At 65.6% G+C, this 14,933-nt stretch carries 15 protein-coding genes and 2 pseudogenes; 9 read left to right on the forward strand and 8 right to left on the reverse strand.

From position 1 onward, the window contains the following. The 8 genes and pseudogenes from ACAM49_RS32600 to ACAM49_RS32635 form a co-directional block, all read left to right on the forward strand. Nucleotides 1-465, forward strand: a pseudogene (locus ACAM49_RS32600) (hypothetical protein); the annotation flags it as partial. Between the two features lie 290 nt (nucleotides 466-755). After that, nucleotides 756-2,426: an APC family permease gene (locus ACAM49_RS32605; protein WP_369639395.1), complete on the forward strand. Its 1,671-nt coding sequence runs from the start codon at nucleotides 756-758 to the stop codon at nucleotides 2,424-2,426. A 53-nt stretch (nucleotides 2,427-2,479) separates the two neighbouring features. Continuing rightward, on the forward strand, nucleotides 2,480-3,862 hold the full coding sequence (locus ACAM49_RS32610) for an L-serine ammonia-lyase (protein WP_369639396.1): 1,383 nt from the start codon (nucleotides 2,480-2,482) through the stop codon (nucleotides 3,860-3,862). A 321-nt stretch (nucleotides 3,863-4,183) separates the two neighbouring features. After that, nucleotides 4,184-4,843: a Crp/Fnr family transcriptional regulator gene (locus ACAM49_RS32615; RefSeq protein WP_369639397.1), complete on the forward strand. Its 660-nt coding sequence runs from the start codon at nucleotides 4,184-4,186 to the stop codon at nucleotides 4,841-4,843. Between the two features lie 33 nt (nucleotides 4,844-4,876). Then, the gene (locus tag ACAM49_RS32620) at nucleotides 4,877-5,602 is read left to right on the forward strand and encodes a hypothetical protein (RefSeq protein WP_369639398.1); all 726 of its coding nucleotides are present in this window, start codon (nucleotides 4,877-4,879) and stop codon (nucleotides 5,600-5,602) included. After that, nucleotides 5,599-7,752 (forward strand): hypothetical protein, encoded by a 2,154-nt coding sequence (locus ACAM49_RS32625; protein WP_369639399.1) that lies wholly within the window; start codon nucleotides 5,599-5,601, stop codon nucleotides 7,750-7,752. The genes ACAM49_RS32620 and ACAM49_RS32625 overlap by 4 nt, the downstream gene beginning before the upstream one ends. Next, on the forward strand, nucleotides 7,749-8,828 hold the full coding sequence (locus ACAM49_RS32630) for a hypothetical protein (protein ID WP_369639400.1): 1,080 nt from the start codon (nucleotides 7,749-7,751) through the stop codon (nucleotides 8,826-8,828). Before ACAM49_RS32625 ends, ACAM49_RS32630 begins: the two co-directional genes overlap by 4 nt. After that, nucleotides 8,821-9,369, forward strand: a complete 549-nt coding sequence (locus tag ACAM49_RS32635; RefSeq protein WP_369639401.1) for a hypothetical protein — start codon at nucleotides 8,821-8,823, stop codon at nucleotides 9,367-9,369. Before ACAM49_RS32630 ends, ACAM49_RS32635 begins: the two co-directional genes overlap by 8 nt. Here ACAM49_RS32635 and ACAM49_RS32640 read toward each other — a convergent pair whose 3' ends face one another. The 7 genes from ACAM49_RS32640 to ACAM49_RS32670 all read right to left on the reverse strand — a co-directional run bounded on the left by ACAM49_RS32640 (nucleotide 9,370) and on the right by ACAM49_RS32670 (nucleotide 14,119). Then, nucleotides 9,370-9,864, reverse strand: a complete 495-nt coding sequence (locus tag ACAM49_RS32640; RefSeq protein ID WP_369639402.1) for a hypothetical protein — start codon at nucleotides 9,862-9,864, stop codon at nucleotides 9,370-9,372. 98 nt (nucleotides 9,865-9,962) lie between these two features. Next, entirely contained in the window at nucleotides 9,963-10,619 is a 657-nt protein-coding gene (locus ACAM49_RS32645) for an urease accessory protein UreD (RefSeq protein WP_369639403.1), read from the reverse strand. Then, entirely contained in the window at nucleotides 10,603-11,331 is a 729-nt protein-coding gene (gene ureG, locus ACAM49_RS32650; RefSeq protein WP_369639404.1) for an urease accessory protein UreG, read from the reverse strand. Before ureG ends, ACAM49_RS32645 begins: the two co-directional genes overlap by 17 nt. A 66-nt stretch (nucleotides 11,332-11,397) precedes the next feature. Continuing rightward, the gene (locus ACAM49_RS32655) at nucleotides 11,398-12,030 is read right to left on the reverse strand and encodes an urease accessory protein UreF (protein WP_369639405.1); all 633 of its coding nucleotides are present in this window, start codon (nucleotides 12,028-12,030) and stop codon (nucleotides 11,398-11,400) included. 47 nt (nucleotides 12,031-12,077) lie between these two features. Continuing rightward, nucleotides 12,078-12,305 (reverse strand): hypothetical protein, encoded by a 228-nt coding sequence (locus tag ACAM49_RS32660; protein ID WP_369639406.1) that lies wholly within the window; start codon nucleotides 12,303-12,305, stop codon nucleotides 12,078-12,080. 84 nt (nucleotides 12,306-12,389) lie between these two features. Continuing rightward, nucleotides 12,390-13,184, reverse strand: coding sequence for an aldose 1-epimerase (locus ACAM49_RS32665; RefSeq protein ID WP_369639407.1), 795 nt, complete (start codon nucleotides 13,182-13,184; stop codon nucleotides 12,390-12,392). A gap of 131 nt (nucleotides 13,185-13,315) precedes the next feature. Then, nucleotides 13,316-14,119: an NAD-dependent epimerase/dehydratase family protein gene (locus ACAM49_RS32670; RefSeq protein ID WP_369639408.1), complete on the reverse strand. Its 804-nt coding sequence runs from the start codon at nucleotides 14,117-14,119 to the stop codon at nucleotides 13,316-13,318. Nucleotides 14,120-14,259: 140 nt separating this feature from the next. Between ACAM49_RS32670 and ACAM49_RS32675 the strand changes: the two genes are divergently transcribed. Then, nucleotides 14,260-14,703: a hypothetical protein gene (locus ACAM49_RS32675; protein WP_369639409.1), complete on the forward strand. Its 444-nt coding sequence runs from the start codon at nucleotides 14,260-14,262 to the stop codon at nucleotides 14,701-14,703. Nucleotides 14,704-14,742: 39 nt separating this feature from the next. Here the strand turns inward: ACAM49_RS32675 and ACAM49_RS32680 are convergent. Continuing rightward, nucleotides 14,743-14,933 (reverse strand): annotated as a pseudogene (locus tag ACAM49_RS32680) (PHP domain-containing protein); the annotation flags it as partial.

Genomic DNA, 14,933 nt, shown 5'->3' on the forward strand with positions numbered 1-14,933 from the left:
GTTCCGGCCGTGCCGCCGATCGCCCCGCCGCCCGGCATGTTCCGGTTCGGCGATGTGCAGGTCCCGGCTCCCGACTGGATCGACAAAGAGCAAGCGATCCAGATCAATGACAATGCCGCGCAGGTCGAGGCGAATCTCGCCACCTTCCTCGACTCGATCGGCATGGAGCGCTCCCGCTCCGACCGCATTGCCGGACAGACCATCGGCACCGCCGCCCTGGGCGCTGTCGCCGGAGCCGCCACCGCCGCCCCGATCGAGCTCACCTCCGCCGCGGTCGGCGGGGTGCTGGGGCTCGTCGTCGGCGCCGGTTTCGTTCCGGTCGGTCTGGTCGCCGGTCCCGCCCTCGGCGCAGCCGTGGGCGCCGCGGTCATCGCCGTCCCCGCGGCCGCCGCGGGTGCCGCGGTCGGTGCCGTTGTGGGCGCGGTGAATTCGTTCAACGCACCACCCCGCGTCGTCGGCGACTGAGTGTGTCGCGCTGAAATCCCTTCGACGACAGCCCGTTTGAACGAGCTCTGCGAATGAGCTGATGTGCGCTCGCGGCGGGAACCGACGGTGAGGTTCGGTTCCCGCCGCGCACGCGATCACCCCGCGGCGGGCGGATCACAGTGCGGCGGAATGTGTTGCCGATCATGTGCTCGCCGCCCAATGTGTGATCTGGATAGCGCACCGCTATGTCATTGACGTGTTCAATCTCCGGTGCTACTGAGGACATTTGTCCGTTCTGGCGGCCTGGTTTGCTCCGTAGTGTCCAAGGCATGGAAATACCTACCGCGAACCGCAAAGGGCTGAGTCTCTTCGCCCTGATCATGATTGGCATTGGTTCGATCTTCGGATCGGGCTGGCTCTTCGGAGCCGGGCAGGCCGCCCAGGTCGCTGGACCGGCCGCGATTATCGCCTGGGTGATCGGCGCGGTGTTCATAGGCTTGATCGCCATGTCCTACGCGGAGGTGGGCGCCGCCTACCCGTTCCCCGGGTCCATGGCCCGCTTCGGTTCCATCTCGCACGGTCCGGTGCTCGGTTTCATTACCGGCTGGGCGGTTTGGATCGCGGTCGCGGCGCTGATTCCGATCGAATCCATCGCCAGTACCCAGTACATGTCGTCGTGGAGCTTCTCCTGGGCCCAGGGCCTGATGAAGGACGGCTCGCTGACCATGGCGGGCATGGGCATGGCGTTCGTGCTGACCGTGGTGCTGTGGCTGTGCTGCTACTGGTCCGTCGGCCTGCTCGCCAAGGTGAACAATCTGCTCACCGCGGTGAAGTTCGGCATCCCGGTGCTGGCCGTCGTCGCGCTCATCGCGTCGGGCTTCCACACCGAGAACTTCCACGGCTACGGCGGTTTCGCGCCCAACGGCTGGTCCGCGGTGCTGACCGCGGTGAGCACCTGCGGTGTGGTGTTCGCGTTCAACGGTTTCCAGGCGGTGGTCAATCTCGGTGGCGCGGCGAAGAATCCGGGCAAGGCCATTCCGGCCGCACTGGTCGGCGCGCTGTCGATCGGCCTGGTCATCTACATGCTGCTGCAGGTCGCCTTCATCGGTGCGGTCCCGCCGGAGCAGCTCGCCGAACACGGTTGGGTCGGAATCAATTTCAACTCGCCGTTCGTCGATATCGCCAAGCTGCTCATGCTCGGCTGGCTGGTGATCATGTTGCAGTTCGGCGCGTTCATCTCGCCGTCGGGCGCCAATATCGCCAATGTCGCCTCGGCCTCGTACATGGTGCAGAACCTGGCCCAGACCGGTTTCTTCCCGAAGAAGCTCGCCGAGTCGCACCCCAAGTACGGCACCGCGCGCCCGGCCATGTGGCTGAACCTCGCCTTCTCGCTGATCCTGCTGCTGACCGTCGGCCACAGCTGGCACGCGCTGGCCGGCATCGTCTCCGCGGCCATGGTCATCTCGTACCTGATCGGCCCCATCGCGGTGGGCGTGTTCCGCAAGACCAAGCCCGAACTGCCGCGGCCCTTCCGGCTCCCGGCCGCCAATGTGATCACCCCGCTGGCCTTCACGCTGGCCGCCTGCGCGCTGTACTGGACGCACTGGCCCAATACCGGCCGCATCGTGTTCATCACGCTGCTGTCCGTGCCGGTCGCGGTGGCCGTGCTGTGGAAGCGCGGTGAGCGCACCATCGCCCAGCAGTTGGCTCCGGCCTGGTGGATGATCGCCTTCCTGATCTTCATGGCGACCGTGTCCGCCCTGGGTTCGCCCGATTTCGGTGGCACCGGCCTGATTCCGGGCGGCATCGATATCGCGCTGGTCGCCGCGGCCGCGCTGGCCACCTACTACTGGGCCGTGCGCGCCGGTGTGAAGGCACACGAGTCGGGGCTGCCGGGCCCGGATCCGGTGCTCGACGCCGAGCCCGAGCAGGAGAACGAGATCGTGCCGCTCGACGACATCATCGGCACCGAGCGCGATCGCGATCTCCAGCACGCCTGAGCCATTCGGCTCTGAACCCACCATCCAACGCCCGAGCAGTCAAAGGTCTGGTCATGGCACTCTCAGTCTTCGATTTCTTCTCCATCGGTATCGGCCCCTCCTCCTCGCACACTGTCGGCCCGATGCGCGCGGCGCAGTTCTTCGCCAATCGACTGAAGGAAGACGGCCTGCTGTCCCAGACCGCCTCGGTCCGCGTCGAACTGTTCGGTTCGCTCGGTGCGACCGGCCGCGGCCACGCCACCCCCAAGGCGGTGCTGCTCGGGCTGGAGGGTCACTCCCCCAGCACCATCGATCCGGATGTCGCCGACGAGGATGTGGCGCGCATCCGCCGCACCAAGCGGCTGCGGCTGCTGGGCACCGAAATCGGTGATACCCACGAGATTCCGTTCGACGAGCCGACCCAGCTCATCCTGCACATGCGGCGCGCGCTGCCGTACCACGCCAATGCGATGACGCTGTTCGCCTACGACCGCGACGGGCTTCCGTTGCTGGAGAAGACGTACTACTCCGTCGGCGGCGGGTTCGTGGTGGACGAGGATTCGGTGTGCGCCGATCCCGACAAGGACGACACCACCGTGCTGGCCTACCCGTTCAGCAGCGGCGCGCAGTTGCTGAAGCACGCTCGCGAGACCGGGCTTTCGATCTCCTCGCTCATGATGGAGAACGAGAAGGCCTGGCGCAGTGAGGCGGAGATCCGCACCGGACTGCTCGAGATCTGGAACGTCATGCGGGAGTGCGTCAACCGCGGGCTGAATCGTGAGGGGATTCTGCCCGGCGGGCTGGAGGTGCGCCGCCGCGCGGCCACCTCGGCCCGGCAGTTGCGCGCCGAGGGCGATCCGATGATGCACCGCACCGAGTGGACGACCATCTACGCGATGGCGGTCAACGAGGAGAACGCGGCGGGTGGGCGCGTCGTCACCGCGCCCACCAACGGCGCGGCGGGTGTGCTGCCCGCGGTGCTCTCGCACTACGTCAACTTCGTGCCCGGCGCGGACGAGGAGGGCATCATCCGATTCCTGCTCACCGCAGGGGCTATCGGCATGCTCATCAAGGAGAACGCATCACTCTCCGGCGCCGAGGTCGGCTGCCAGGGCGAGGTCGGGTCCGCCTGCTCGATGGCCGCGGGCGCGTTCGCCGAGGCCATCGGCGGCACCCCCGAACAGGTCGAGAACGCCGCCGAGATCGGCATGGAACACAACCTCGGCCTGACCTGCGATCCCGTAGGCGGCCTGGTGCAGATCCCGTGCATCGAACGCAACGGCATGGCCGCGGTCAAGGCGGTCACCGCCGCCCGCATGGCCATGCGCGGCGACGGCACCCACAAGGTCTCCCTCGACGATGTCATCAAGACCATGAAGGAAACCGGCGCCGACATGAGCGTCAAGTACAAGGAGACGGCCCGCGGCGGCCTCGCCGTGAACCTCACCGAGTGCTGAGAGTCGTTCGGCCACAAGCCATCGACAGAACGACCGGGCGGTACGCAAACAGCGTGCCGCCCGGTGCTCGCGAACACGCGACAAAGGACTCGTTCAGCTACCCACGAAATGACAACTTGCTGCTCGAATTATGCAGCACTGCAACATAATTCGATGTCTACCCCGATATGTCCGGTACGCACATCGGTTACGATTCTTAGGCCGGGGACTTCGATACCGGATGCTGCGGGAATCGATCCCCGCCCAATCGCCGCCAGGTACGAGGGTGTAGGAGGGTGGACGCTGGATTCCGACGAGGTCCCACTACTCGCTCGACGAGCGATGCTCGCTGCCGGTGTACGGCGTCATTGGCCTGTCGGCGCATTTCTTGTGCGCGAAGGCGAGCTCTCCGATCACGTCTTGGTGATCGAAGCCGGCCGGGTGAAGGTGACCTCGTCAACCGCGGGCGGCAAACAAGTCATGCTGGCTATCCGCGGACCGGGTGATCTGCTCGGCGAGTTTTCCGCGATCGACGGCCGTGCGCGATCTGCGACCGTGACGGCGTTGTCCCCGGTCATCGCAACGATGGTACCGGGCGAGGTCTTCCGCGCAATGTTGGCCGACGACGGCAGGGCTGCGTTCAACCTCTTGCGGATCGTAATCGGCAGGCTGCGAGAAGCGGACATGCAGCGTCTGGAGTTCGGAGCCTTCACCGTAAGCGAGCGCATCGCGCGCCTACTGCTCGACTATGCCGGACGGTACGGTCGGACCGACGCAGGTCGGATCGTGATTGCTCTACCGCTCTCTCAAACCGAGTTGGCGCACGCAGCCGGCGCGTCCAGGGAAGCAGTGGCCAAGGCGTTGAAGCGGCTACGAGCCATCGGCGCGATCGAGACCTCGCGGCGGCGTATCGAACTGCTACGGCCCGATCTCCTCACTGAACTCGCCGACGGTCTTCCGAATGTGTACTCGGACGCAGACGAGTTCGGCGGCTCCTTATAGACATGAGGAAACTCGAAGCAGCACGGAGGAGTCATGAACGGTCCCATGCACCGATCCTTTCTGGTGGTGGACGTCGAAAATTCAAGTGCCCTGGACAATGTCGAGCTCGGCGGTATGCGCTCAACGCTTTACCGCGTACTGGACGAGGCGATACCCGATCCCGAATCCGTTGTCGCGAAGGAGGATCGAGGAGACGGGGTGATGCTGATACTCGAAAAGCCGGTGCTGGATGTCCTCGATCGGGTTGTCGAGGGGCTGTTGGAGGGCGTACGCAGGCACAACACCACTGTTGATCCGTTGGACTGGCTCAGGATCCGCATCGCGGTCCACGAGGGCTATGTGGACAGGGACGAGCACGGATGGAGGAGCGACGCCCTGACCGCAGCTTTCCGGTTGAACGACGCACCAGCGGTCAAGAGGACCTTGGAACATGCCACCCGCGCGTCCGCGGTGGTCGTCATCACCGATGCCGTGTACCAGGGAGTTGTACGTCATAGCTATCGCCCGACCGTGACGCCGACCGGATACGACAGCGCGGTGATCGGAACGAGTCAGGGCGACATCCAGGTATGGGTCCGTGTGCCAGGCTATCCCGCTCCACCGATTCCCAACCACCAGGCGGCTGCGGCCGCGGACGGTCACGGCGAAAGCCGGGTTCGCGCGGATCGAACAGGGTCTGTCTCTGCCCGTAACCTGATCGTGGGAAACGTACAGGCGCACAATATTGTTGGGCGTGATGTCAACGGCGGTGCAGCGTGAGCGAGCCGAACCCGGAGCCAATTTCCTCGGGCACACCAGATAACAGTGAGTCGGCCGACCACATGGTTGCCGACACCGTAAGTGGTGAGACGCGCACGGACGAAACGGATCCAGTGGACTCGCCCCGCGCTCGTGATGCGCTCGCAGCAGCCAACGCCATGTTCGCCGGACTCACCTCTTTGCAGGGTGCGTCGATAAAGGCCCACACCGTAATCGTCGGCGATGCCTCGGTTGGCACCCTGGTAGGCCGGGACCAGAGTGGTGTAACACGAAGTCGACTATTCGTACCCAGCGGGCCGGTGGATACCGAGTTGCTCGAGCAGTTGGAGGGCACGTTCGTGCCGCCACGGTCATTCCGGGAGATGCGCAGCAGTCTCGAAACGCAACCGCTGGTCTTCCTGCGTGCTGCGCGAGGCTGGGGACGAACCGCGGCGGCATTGCGCGCGCTCGACGAGACCTGCACCGGTGGAGTGCACAAACTCAATCCGGACGCGCGACTGCGGTCACTGGAGATCGACTTCATTCCGCAAACGGGCTACCTGTTGGAGTCGCTCGAGGTCGAGGAAACCCGGACGCTGCGTGCATTTCATTTCGACGTACTTAGGCGGACGTTGAGCGATCGCGGCTGCCGGATGATCGTGGTGCTGGACAGCCGCGCCGAAGTGCCGGACGACGTCAGCCACTTCCTTGTAGAGGGAGGTGAACCCGCCGATGCGATGGAACTGGTGCGCAAGCATCTGCGTTGGCATCTGCCGGATCGGCCGGACGACATCCTCGCGGACGAGGAAATGGCGCACGTGGTGTCTACTTTGGCACAAAATCACGCCTCCGCCCGCGATCTCGCGTTACTAGCCAGACAACTCGCCGATGTGAATATCGGCCGAATCGAGCTCGCCGACGTCATCGAACGACACTCCGCAGTTGCCGACGAGAGATTTCGCCAATGGTTCGACGAGGAACTGCATGCCGAAACCCGATCGTTTGCTATTGCCTTGGCCGTATTCAATGGGATGCCGTCGCACCTCGTCTCCAAGGCTGGCCGGACGCTGGCCAGGCTCATCGCCGACGAAGAACAGCCCAACGAGAACGGCTACTCGTGGCCGGTATTCAGTGCACGCCGTGCCGCAATGCTCGATGAGGTGAAGGCCGAGCTGTACCAATCCACCGAGGACACTGAATACGGTCGTATCCCAGTCCAATCCGTGAGGTTCATCGACGATCACTACCCGCGGCGGGTCCTGGAATATGTGTGGCAGGAGTATCACGCTTCGCACCCGGTGCTGCGGGAATGGTTGCGAGAATTCGCGAGCACCGGAGATCTTGAAGTCGGCACGCGCGCAGGCGTTGCGGTGGGGCTATTGTCAACATTCGAGTTCGAGCTAGTCAGGAGGCTGGTAATCGAGCCGTGGGCCGACAGTGGCGAATGGCACCTTCGGTTCGCGGCGATCGGTGCATTGCAATTCCCGAGCCTCCAGCCCGAGTTCACGCCGTTGATTGCACGGATGCTCGCGGCATGGTTGCGCAGAGACCAGCCACTGCCACGGCGTGAGACTGCGGCCGTGGCCCTGGGCAGTACGGTCGGCCAAATCATGCCGAATCGCGCCCTCGAACTGCTGCGCCGCGCTGCTCGCAGCACCTCGACCTCGCTCGAGGCGGCCGTCTGCCACGGCATGCTTCAACTGTTCAGTGTGAGCGAACTGACCGGACGGGTGCTCGCGGAACTGCGGCGCTGGACAGGATCGAGACGAATCACTCTGCGCGACACCGGTTTCCGATGCACATTGCGGTTAAGCGCTGGGCTCGAGGTCGAAACGCCCCACAGCGCTCTGGCCTGGCCTGTGATGGTGTGGCTGGCGGAAGAGTCAGCTGGTCACCGAGCTCACATCATCACGATTTTCGCGCGCCTGTTGGAAGCACCGCTCCACATGCCTGACGCCTACGAGGAGATCGGCCGGTGGGTCCGCGTAGCGGAAAAGGATGCTGAACTGCGCGGCCCCCTTGGACGACTGCTGATCGATTTCGAGACTGCCATTTCCGATACCGAGACAATCCACTTCTATCTCCGCGACTTGGCGGCGGAACGCCACGGCCCGGCGCAAGCCGTCGGCGAGTTACTGACGATGCTCGACCAGAAGGATCATTCGAGATGACTACCGATAATCAAACATCGCTGATCGCTTATCAAACAATGACTCGTGCCTTATGGAGACAATTCCGTCCGATGGCCGATGGTCATACCGCGGCCGTATCGGTCGACAGCCGCGGCCAGCTCGTGCTGATGAATCGCCGGCCATCGGCCTCGGAGTCCTATTATCGACCGGCCTCCGGGGTGTACTGGGTGGATGTCGCCGTGCAATACGCCAGATTGCAGCTGGAATTGCCCACTGCAGAGGGTGTTTTCGCATTCCACGCTGCGATCGATGTGGCGTGGCGAATCAGCGACCCGGTGCAGGCAATCAAGGACCGGTTGAGCGAAGGCGAGGCCGTGTATCGGCCGTTCCTCGAGCGGAAGTTGCGAGACATGAGCCAGGAATTCGAGGTTGACCGCTTCGCGGACGCCGAGCGCCATATCAACACCTACTTCACCGACCGTACTGTCGACCTACCCAGCGGCGTAGCCTTACTACGATGCATGGTCACCCTGGCCCCCGAGGAAAGCGCCCGGAACCACATACAGGAACGCACCTTCGATCGCCGCAGGACGGAGCGGCGGAATGCAGAGCACACAGCTCACCTGCACGGTGCCGAACTTCAGCGCGACTGGAACGCGGCGGCCCACGGGCTGGCGATGCAAAGCGCAAAGCAAGGACAGGATATCGCCGCATTAGAACAGCGACACAGTGCAGAGCTGGAGCAACAACGAATCCTCCACTACACGAAGGCGTTGCAGTCCGGCGGTGTCGGCATACTCGCACTCCAGTTGGCGTCCAACCCCGCGGATGTGAGCGAGGTGGTTCAGATCATGCTGCGCCAGAAGCAATTAGATTTCGAGGGCGCTCGAGGCGTGCTCGACGCACTGATGGAGCAGCGCTTGATCACTAGAAGAGATGTCCAGGACATCTTGGCGCCGACATCCAAAGTCATTGCAGATCGTTTGAGTCCGGCACCAACAGTTGCGCCCGCATATCACGAGCCTTTCTCTGAGTTGGCTGCTTCGCCGGCAACCACGGCCGAAGAGGCAGAGAAGATCGAAGATCCGGACGAGGATGACCCGGACCATGACTAATCCATTGGTCGCGGGAAATCCGTTGACCGGCCTTCCGCTGGTCGGGAGTGTGATCGGGTGGTTGGACAAGTACCTACTCGACCTCCGATTTCCGCTGGGATCGGCCGAGGCCATCGAGCTTCTTGTCCTGATCGTCGTGCTCTTTATCGTCTTGACATCCGTTGTCGGACGATTGATTCCGTGGCTGGCGACCCGGCTGCTGGAATCGTCTGGCCGGTGGATCACTGTGGTCCCTGCCGTGCTCCTCGCGCCAGAATGGCTGGTAACCAGATTCCTCGGTAGGCTCGGCCGCCCGCCTGGGCGATTTGTGTACAGCTATGGTGACGGCGTACTCGCACTCGCGGACTGCATACTGGTGGTGATGACCGCCGTGCTGCGGATGATCCGATCGGGGGCTAAAGCCTCCCGAACGATCGCCGCCGTCCTTCTTGTCTTAGGTTTCCTGTTGTGGAACAGCCGAACCTGCGTGGGAGACACGGCACCGTGCGTTTCACCAGCGCAGCAGTGGGTTCAGGTGGCAGGACATCCTAAAGAACCCTGATCACACAACGGTGGTGCTGTACAGCACAGCGGTGAACCAGCACAGAAACATGAATAAGCTGAATGCGCTCCAGCGCAGCGCAATTATGAACCGCCGATACTTGCGTTGGGCGATCTGAGCAAGCATGGCAGCCTGCTGCCATGCTTGATCGGCCAGCATCGGCTCGGGAGGCCGAGTATCAGTCTCGACCGGGAAGGTCGGAAAACTGAACCAATTCACCGCACCCGAACCTTGCAGACTGGGTCGTAGTGTGGCGGCAAGGTAGCCCATGCACACCAGCAAGACGATTTCGAGCACCGTCGCGATCACGCTGACCAGAAGGTTTGACGGTGTTCGTGAACTCGTCACCAGTCCCATCAAAGCGAAACCGTTTGCGGTCAGCAAAAATCCGACCTTTGTGTCGGCCGCCACAATAATGCGGTTGAACTCCGAAACAGCGCGAAGCGCGGCATTCAGATCGTCGCTCTTCTGGAGCCGACTTCTACGAATCCTCATGTGGATAGCAGACCATCCAACCGGATGCGCATTCTAGGTACGAAGACACACAGTCGCGACGGGACAGGCATTCACCTCGAATTGAGAGTCGTTGCGGCTCAGGCCATCAACAAGCGGGCGGTACGCGTGAACAGCGTGCCGCCCGCGGCCAGTGGGAGTAGGGCCTCGTCCAGGCCGGTGGTTTCCGATTGCCGGTCGTCGGGGTAGGTGAGGACGCTCTCCAGGGCGCGCGGGCTGGACAAGGCGTCGTCGGTGAGGGCATCCGCGCCGAGTTCGAGGCGGTGCCTCAGCAGCGGGGTCGGCCCGACGTCGGCGGTCAGTTCGCCGCTCCAGTAGCCGTGGTCCTCGCCGGTGCGGCCGATCTGGACGCGCTCCCGAAGGCGCAGGCGCGCACCCTCTTCCAGCCGGACCGTGGTGAAGGTCTCGTGTTCGGCTCCGCCCGCGACCACGGTGGGCTCCGGATCGAAATCCAGTGTGCCGCCCGCCGCCACGTCGAAGCGCCAGTTGGCGACCGACTTCCGCGTCTCCCTGCCGGGCAGGGCGATGGTGGCGGCGACCGAGCGCACGGCCAGGCGTGCGCCCTCCCCCACGGAGACAACGATATCCAGCACGTCTCCCCCCAGAGGGGTGGCGGCCGTGCCGATGAAGTGCACCGTGTCGATCCCGGTGCGCCGCGCCGCCAGGCCGCCGACCGCGTGAATGTGCGGCAGCGTCCCGGCGGTCGCGGTGATGCGGAGCTCAGTGCGAATGGGCAATGCCCGCCGCCGAATTCGAGGCGGCCGCGTCCTGCTCGGCGGCCAGGCGCAGCTGCTCGCGCACCCAGGTGAGCACCGGCGTCGCGGCCGGATCCTCGGTCAGCGAGGTGAACACGAACGGGCGGCCCTCACGCACCTTGGTCGAATCCCGGTCCATGACACCCAGATCCGCGCCGACCATGGGCGCGAGGTCGGTCTTGTTGATGACCAGGAGGTCAGACCAGGTGACACCCGGGCCGCCCTTGCGCGGCACCTTGTCGCCGCCGGCCACGTCGACGACGAAGATCTGGGCGTCGATCAGGCCCGAGGAGAAGGTGGCGGTCAGGTTGTCGCCGCCCGATTCCACCAGGATCAGGTCCAGCGGCGGGTTCGCCTCGATCAGGTCGTCGATGGCGTCGAGGTTCGCGGTGATGTCATCGCGAATGGCGGTGTGCGGGCAGCCGCCGGTCTGGACCGCGGTGATGCGCTCGTCCGGCAGCACCGCGTGGCGGCGCAGGAAGTCCGCGTCCTCGGTGGTGTAGATGTCATTGGTCAGGACCGCGAGCGACAGTTCGTCGCGCAGCTGCCGGCACAGGGCGGCCGTCAGCGCGGTCTTCCCCGATCCGACCGGTCCGCCGATCCCGATCCGGAGCGGCTCCCCCGGCGTCCGCTCCCGCTTGGGGCGGTCGTGGCTGTGATCGTGCGGTTCCCCGTCGATGAGGTGAGGTGGCATGTTCGCTCCTTTCCACCCCATCCTGGCCCAGCGGTGTAAACCGCATGTAACCAGCCCCGTGACCTGCTACGACGCGAACAGCGGCATCTCCCGGCGCAGGTGGCGCTCGGCGAGGACGTCCTGCAGCGGATCGGAGAGCGCGGCAAGCGCTTTGGCGGCCTCGCGGGCGGTGCCGTCGCAGACCTCGGCGAGCCGGATGGTGCAGGCCGCCACGGCCGCGGGATCGAGGGCGAGCAGCCGCTGGGCGGCGGTGGCCGCGCCGGTCATGGTCGTGTACACGGTCACCGACGCGATGTCCTCGGGCGATGCGCCGCAGACCCGGCCCACCATCCCGAATACCGTGGACAGGTGCGGCCGCGGGCCGAGGGGAAGCCAATCACCCTGCGGCCACACCTGTTTGGCCAGACGCAACAGCCCGCGCCCCTGAGCGCGCGAGGCCGCCCGGGCCGACGGCGACGGCGTGCGCGCATCGGCCTCCAGCTCGGCCAGAGCCGGATCGAGCGCGCCGGAGGCGACGGCCGCGGCGAGGGAGGCCGCGACCAGACCCGAGGTGCGGACGCGTCGGCGCAGATACAGCTCGACGGTGGTCACGTCACGCAACAACCCGGAGGCGACCGCCTCCTCCACCCCGCCCGAATGCACATGCCCACCGATCGGCAACCGCGAATCGGCGAGGGTGAGCAGTGTCGCCAGGCTCATCGGGCCACCTCCGGTTTCCGCATGGCCCGATCCTAAAGCCGTCCGCGCTAGGTGTAGAGGCAGGGCATCGACGCCGACAGGCTCTTCAACCCGCAGGTGATCGTGTTCATCACCCCGGACGATCCGGTATCGGGCACCAGCCCGGCCACCGGGGCCACCTCGGCGGTGCCGGGTGCCGCGGGCTGCAACTCCAGCGGCGCGGCCAGCGCGGGCGCGGCACCGACCCCGGTGGCGATGGCCGCGACGGTACAGGCTTTCAACACAAGGCTTCTCATCGACAATCCTCTCTCCGAACACTCGCGCGGTACGCGATGGCACGGAGGCTAGCCCAATATCCGCCTATGTGAACACGTTTCATTTCAATCCAGGTAGCGCCAGGTCCATTCGGCGGATCCGGTGAGCGGGGTGCCCGGGGCCACCACCTGCGGAAGGGTGTTCAGGCCGTCGGGTGGGCCGGATTGCGGTTCTACGCAGACGGTTTCGGCGGGTTCGTCGTAGACCACCACCCACTGGAAGGGGCTGGTGATGGTGAGTTCGATCGCGCCGGGCCAGGTGAGGACGGCGTGGACGCCGTCGGGCATGCCGAAGCAGTCGTCCCAGGGGCCGGGTTGCGGAGGGATGCGGGTGCCGTCGGGGAGGTGGTCGGCCGCGCGGCGTTCCTGCCAGGACGGGGTGAAGGAGAGTTCCAGGTCCTTGCTGTCCGGGGTGAGGCGGCGTTCGAACCAGGGGTGCCAGCCGAGTTGGGCGGGGAACGGTTCGGTGGTGGCCTCGATGGTCATCCGGAGGTCGAGGGCGGTATCGGAGAGGGTGAAGGACTGGCTGACGCGGCCGGGGAACGGCCAGGGGGCGCGGAGGTCCTGGGCCAGGATCAGCTCGGTGTCGGTGTGGCGCAGCACGTCCCACGGGTGGTCGCGCACGGTGCCGTGGATCGCGTGGGGTTCGGCATTGCGCGGGAACTGAAAGTCCCGACCGTTCCAGTGCAGGATGCCGTCGCGCAGGCGCCCACACCACGGGGCCATCGGGAAGCTGCCGAAGTGTGCGCCGCGGCGCAGGATCTCGTTGTCGCGCAGCCGCAGGGCTTCGATGCGGCCGGTGCTCGCGTCGACCGTCAGCACCGCGTCCCCGGCGTGTAGTTCCAGATCTCGGTCCGTCATATCGCCACCAGTTCCACCCAGTTGGGATTCCGCCCCACCGTGCGGCGATCCACCGCGTGCAATGCACCGCCGTCGGGGTCGATCGCATACGACGCTACCGCATGCGATTCGCGCCCCGCGGCAAGCAAGGCTCAGAGCGGATTCACCTGCCCCAGCGGGGTTTCCAGGAACGCGCCGCCGATGTGCTCGGGCAGTTCGCCGGCCGGTACCCGATCGGCGTAGTGCTCGGCGTCGTCGAGGCTGCGATAGCCGATGGCTTCCGCCTCCCGAAGCGACACCACCGCACGGGTATTCGCCGAGACGCCCCACAGCACCCGGTAGCCGGGCGGCTCGACGGCCAGGCACGCCTCGAGCAATCGTGCGCAGTCGCCGGGCGACAGCCACAGCGACAGCTGCCGCACATCGGCGGGCCTGTCGAAGCAGCTGCCGATCCGCAAGCAGGACACATCCATTCCGAATCGCTCGTGGTACAGGCTGCCGAGCGCCTCCAGCGCCGCCTTGCTCACGCCGTAGTAGGTGTCGGGGCGCGGGGTGCTCTCGCCGGGCAGCCCGTCGGGCCCGGCCTCCCCGATCCGGCGGTAGCCGACCGCGTGATTGCTGGAGGCCAGCACCACTTTTCGCACTCCGGCCGCGCGGGCGGCCTCGAGCACGGTGCGGGTTCCGTCGATATTGACCTCGAGGATGCGCGACCAGTCGTCCTCGCGGCTGATGCCGCCGAGATGGATGACGGCGTCGACGTCGGCGCAGGCCGCGGCCATGACGGCTGGGTCGTTGAGGGAGCCGGTGACCGTCTCGACCCGCTCGCCGGGTGCCGGTGGCTTCAGCCGCGCGAGATCCAGCAACCGCAGCACCCGGTCCGGGCGGGCCAGTCGCGGGCGCATGAGCCGCCCGAGATTGCCCGCGGCGCCGGTGATGAGAATGCGGTGAATCGCCATGTGGGTACACTCTCGGTCGATCGATCATGTCTGATCCGACATTCTGCCCAGCGGCGAACCTCCTTGGAGCACAACGCGATTCCTGGCCGTTTGCTGGAATCCGAACCATCGGCCGGTCAATATCACCTAATCTCGTAATCGTGAGGTACGCAGCGTTGGCGATGCTCGTCTGCACCGCAATCTCCGGCGCCCTGATACTCCGCGCGTGGCTCACCCGGAGCGTGGTGCGGCGCGCACGGGTGCGCCACGGCCGCCACCGCCGCCTCCCGCCCGCCCTGGTCTTCGGCCACGTGACTCTCGCCCTGCTCACCGCCGCCACCTGGACCACCTTCGTCATCGTCGGCAACCACGACCTCGCCGCCTACGCCGTGGCCCTGCTCGCCGCGACCGCGACCCTCGGCGCCACCATGTTCGTCCGCTGGATCCCTACCTACCGCTCCGGCCTCACCGCCGTCGACGGCCCCGGCGCGGCGCACCGCGCGGGCCCCGACACCAACCTGCCCCTGCGAGTTGTGCTCGCGCACGGTGGGTTCGCCGTCGTCACCACGACATTGGCGACCTTCGTCCTGCTCACCCACCGCTGACCCACCACGCCGGTAGGACCCCCATCAGGTGACACCCGGTCAGGCCGTGGTCCAGGTGAGGAGTTGGTCTGCGGGCCAGGTGTTGATGATGCGGTCGGTGGGGACGCCCAGGTCGAGGGCGCGTTGGGCGCCGTAGCCGAGGAAGTCGAGTTGGCCGGGGGCGTGGGCGTCGGTGTCGATGGAGAAGTCGCAGCCGATGTCGAGGGCCAGTTTCAGGAGGCGGGTGGGCG

The sequence above is a fragment of the Nocardia sp. JMUB6875 genome, assembly GCF_041154655.1.
Taxonomy (GTDB): Bacteria; Actinomycetota; Actinomycetes; order Mycobacteriales; family Mycobacteriaceae; genus Nocardia.

Excerpts from the sequence above, each read along its gene's own strand:
- ACAM49_RS32655 (WP_369639405.1), bottom strand. The coding sequence starts at position 12,030 with ATGAGCCTGGCGACACTGCTCACCCTCGCCGATTCGCGGTTGCCGATC.
- ACAM49_RS32605 (WP_369639395.1), top strand. The coding sequence starts at position 756 with ATGGAAATACCTACCGCGAACCGCAAAGGGCTGAGTCTCTTCGCCCTG.
- ACAM49_RS32630 (WP_369639400.1), top strand. The coding sequence starts at position 7,749 with ATGACTACCGATAATCAAACATCGCTGATCGCTTATCAAACAATGACT.
- ACAM49_RS32660 (WP_369639406.1), bottom strand. The coding sequence starts at position 12,305 with ATGAGAAGCCTTGTGTTGAAAGCCTGTACCGTCGCGGCCATCGCCACC.
- ACAM49_RS32610 (WP_369639396.1), top strand. The coding sequence starts at position 2,480 with ATGGCACTCTCAGTCTTCGATTTCTTCTCCATCGGTATCGGCCCCTCC.
- ACAM49_RS32620 (WP_369639398.1), top strand. The coding sequence starts at position 4,877 with ATGAACGGTCCCATGCACCGATCCTTTCTGGTGGTGGACGTCGAAAAT.
- ACAM49_RS32640 (WP_369639402.1), bottom strand. The coding sequence starts at position 9,864 with ATGAGGATTCGTAGAAGTCGGCTCCAGAAGAGCGACGATCTGAATGCC.
- ACAM49_RS32635 (WP_369639401.1), top strand. The coding sequence starts at position 8,821 with ATGACTAATCCATTGGTCGCGGGAAATCCGTTGACCGGCCTTCCGCTG.
- ACAM49_RS32670 (WP_369639408.1), bottom strand. The coding sequence starts at position 14,119 with ATGGCGATTCACCGCATTCTCATCACCGGCGCCGCGGGCAATCTCGGG.
- ACAM49_RS32615 (WP_369639397.1), top strand. The coding sequence starts at position 4,184 with ATGCTCGCTGCCGGTGTACGGCGTCATTGGCCTGTCGGCGCATTTCTT.
- ureG (WP_369639404.1), bottom strand. The coding sequence starts at position 11,331 with ATGCCACCTCACCTCATCGACGGGGAACCGCACGATCACAGCCACGAC.
- ACAM49_RS32665 (WP_369639407.1), bottom strand. The coding sequence starts at position 13,184 with ATGACGGACCGAGATCTGGAACTACACGCCGGGGACGCGGTGCTGACG.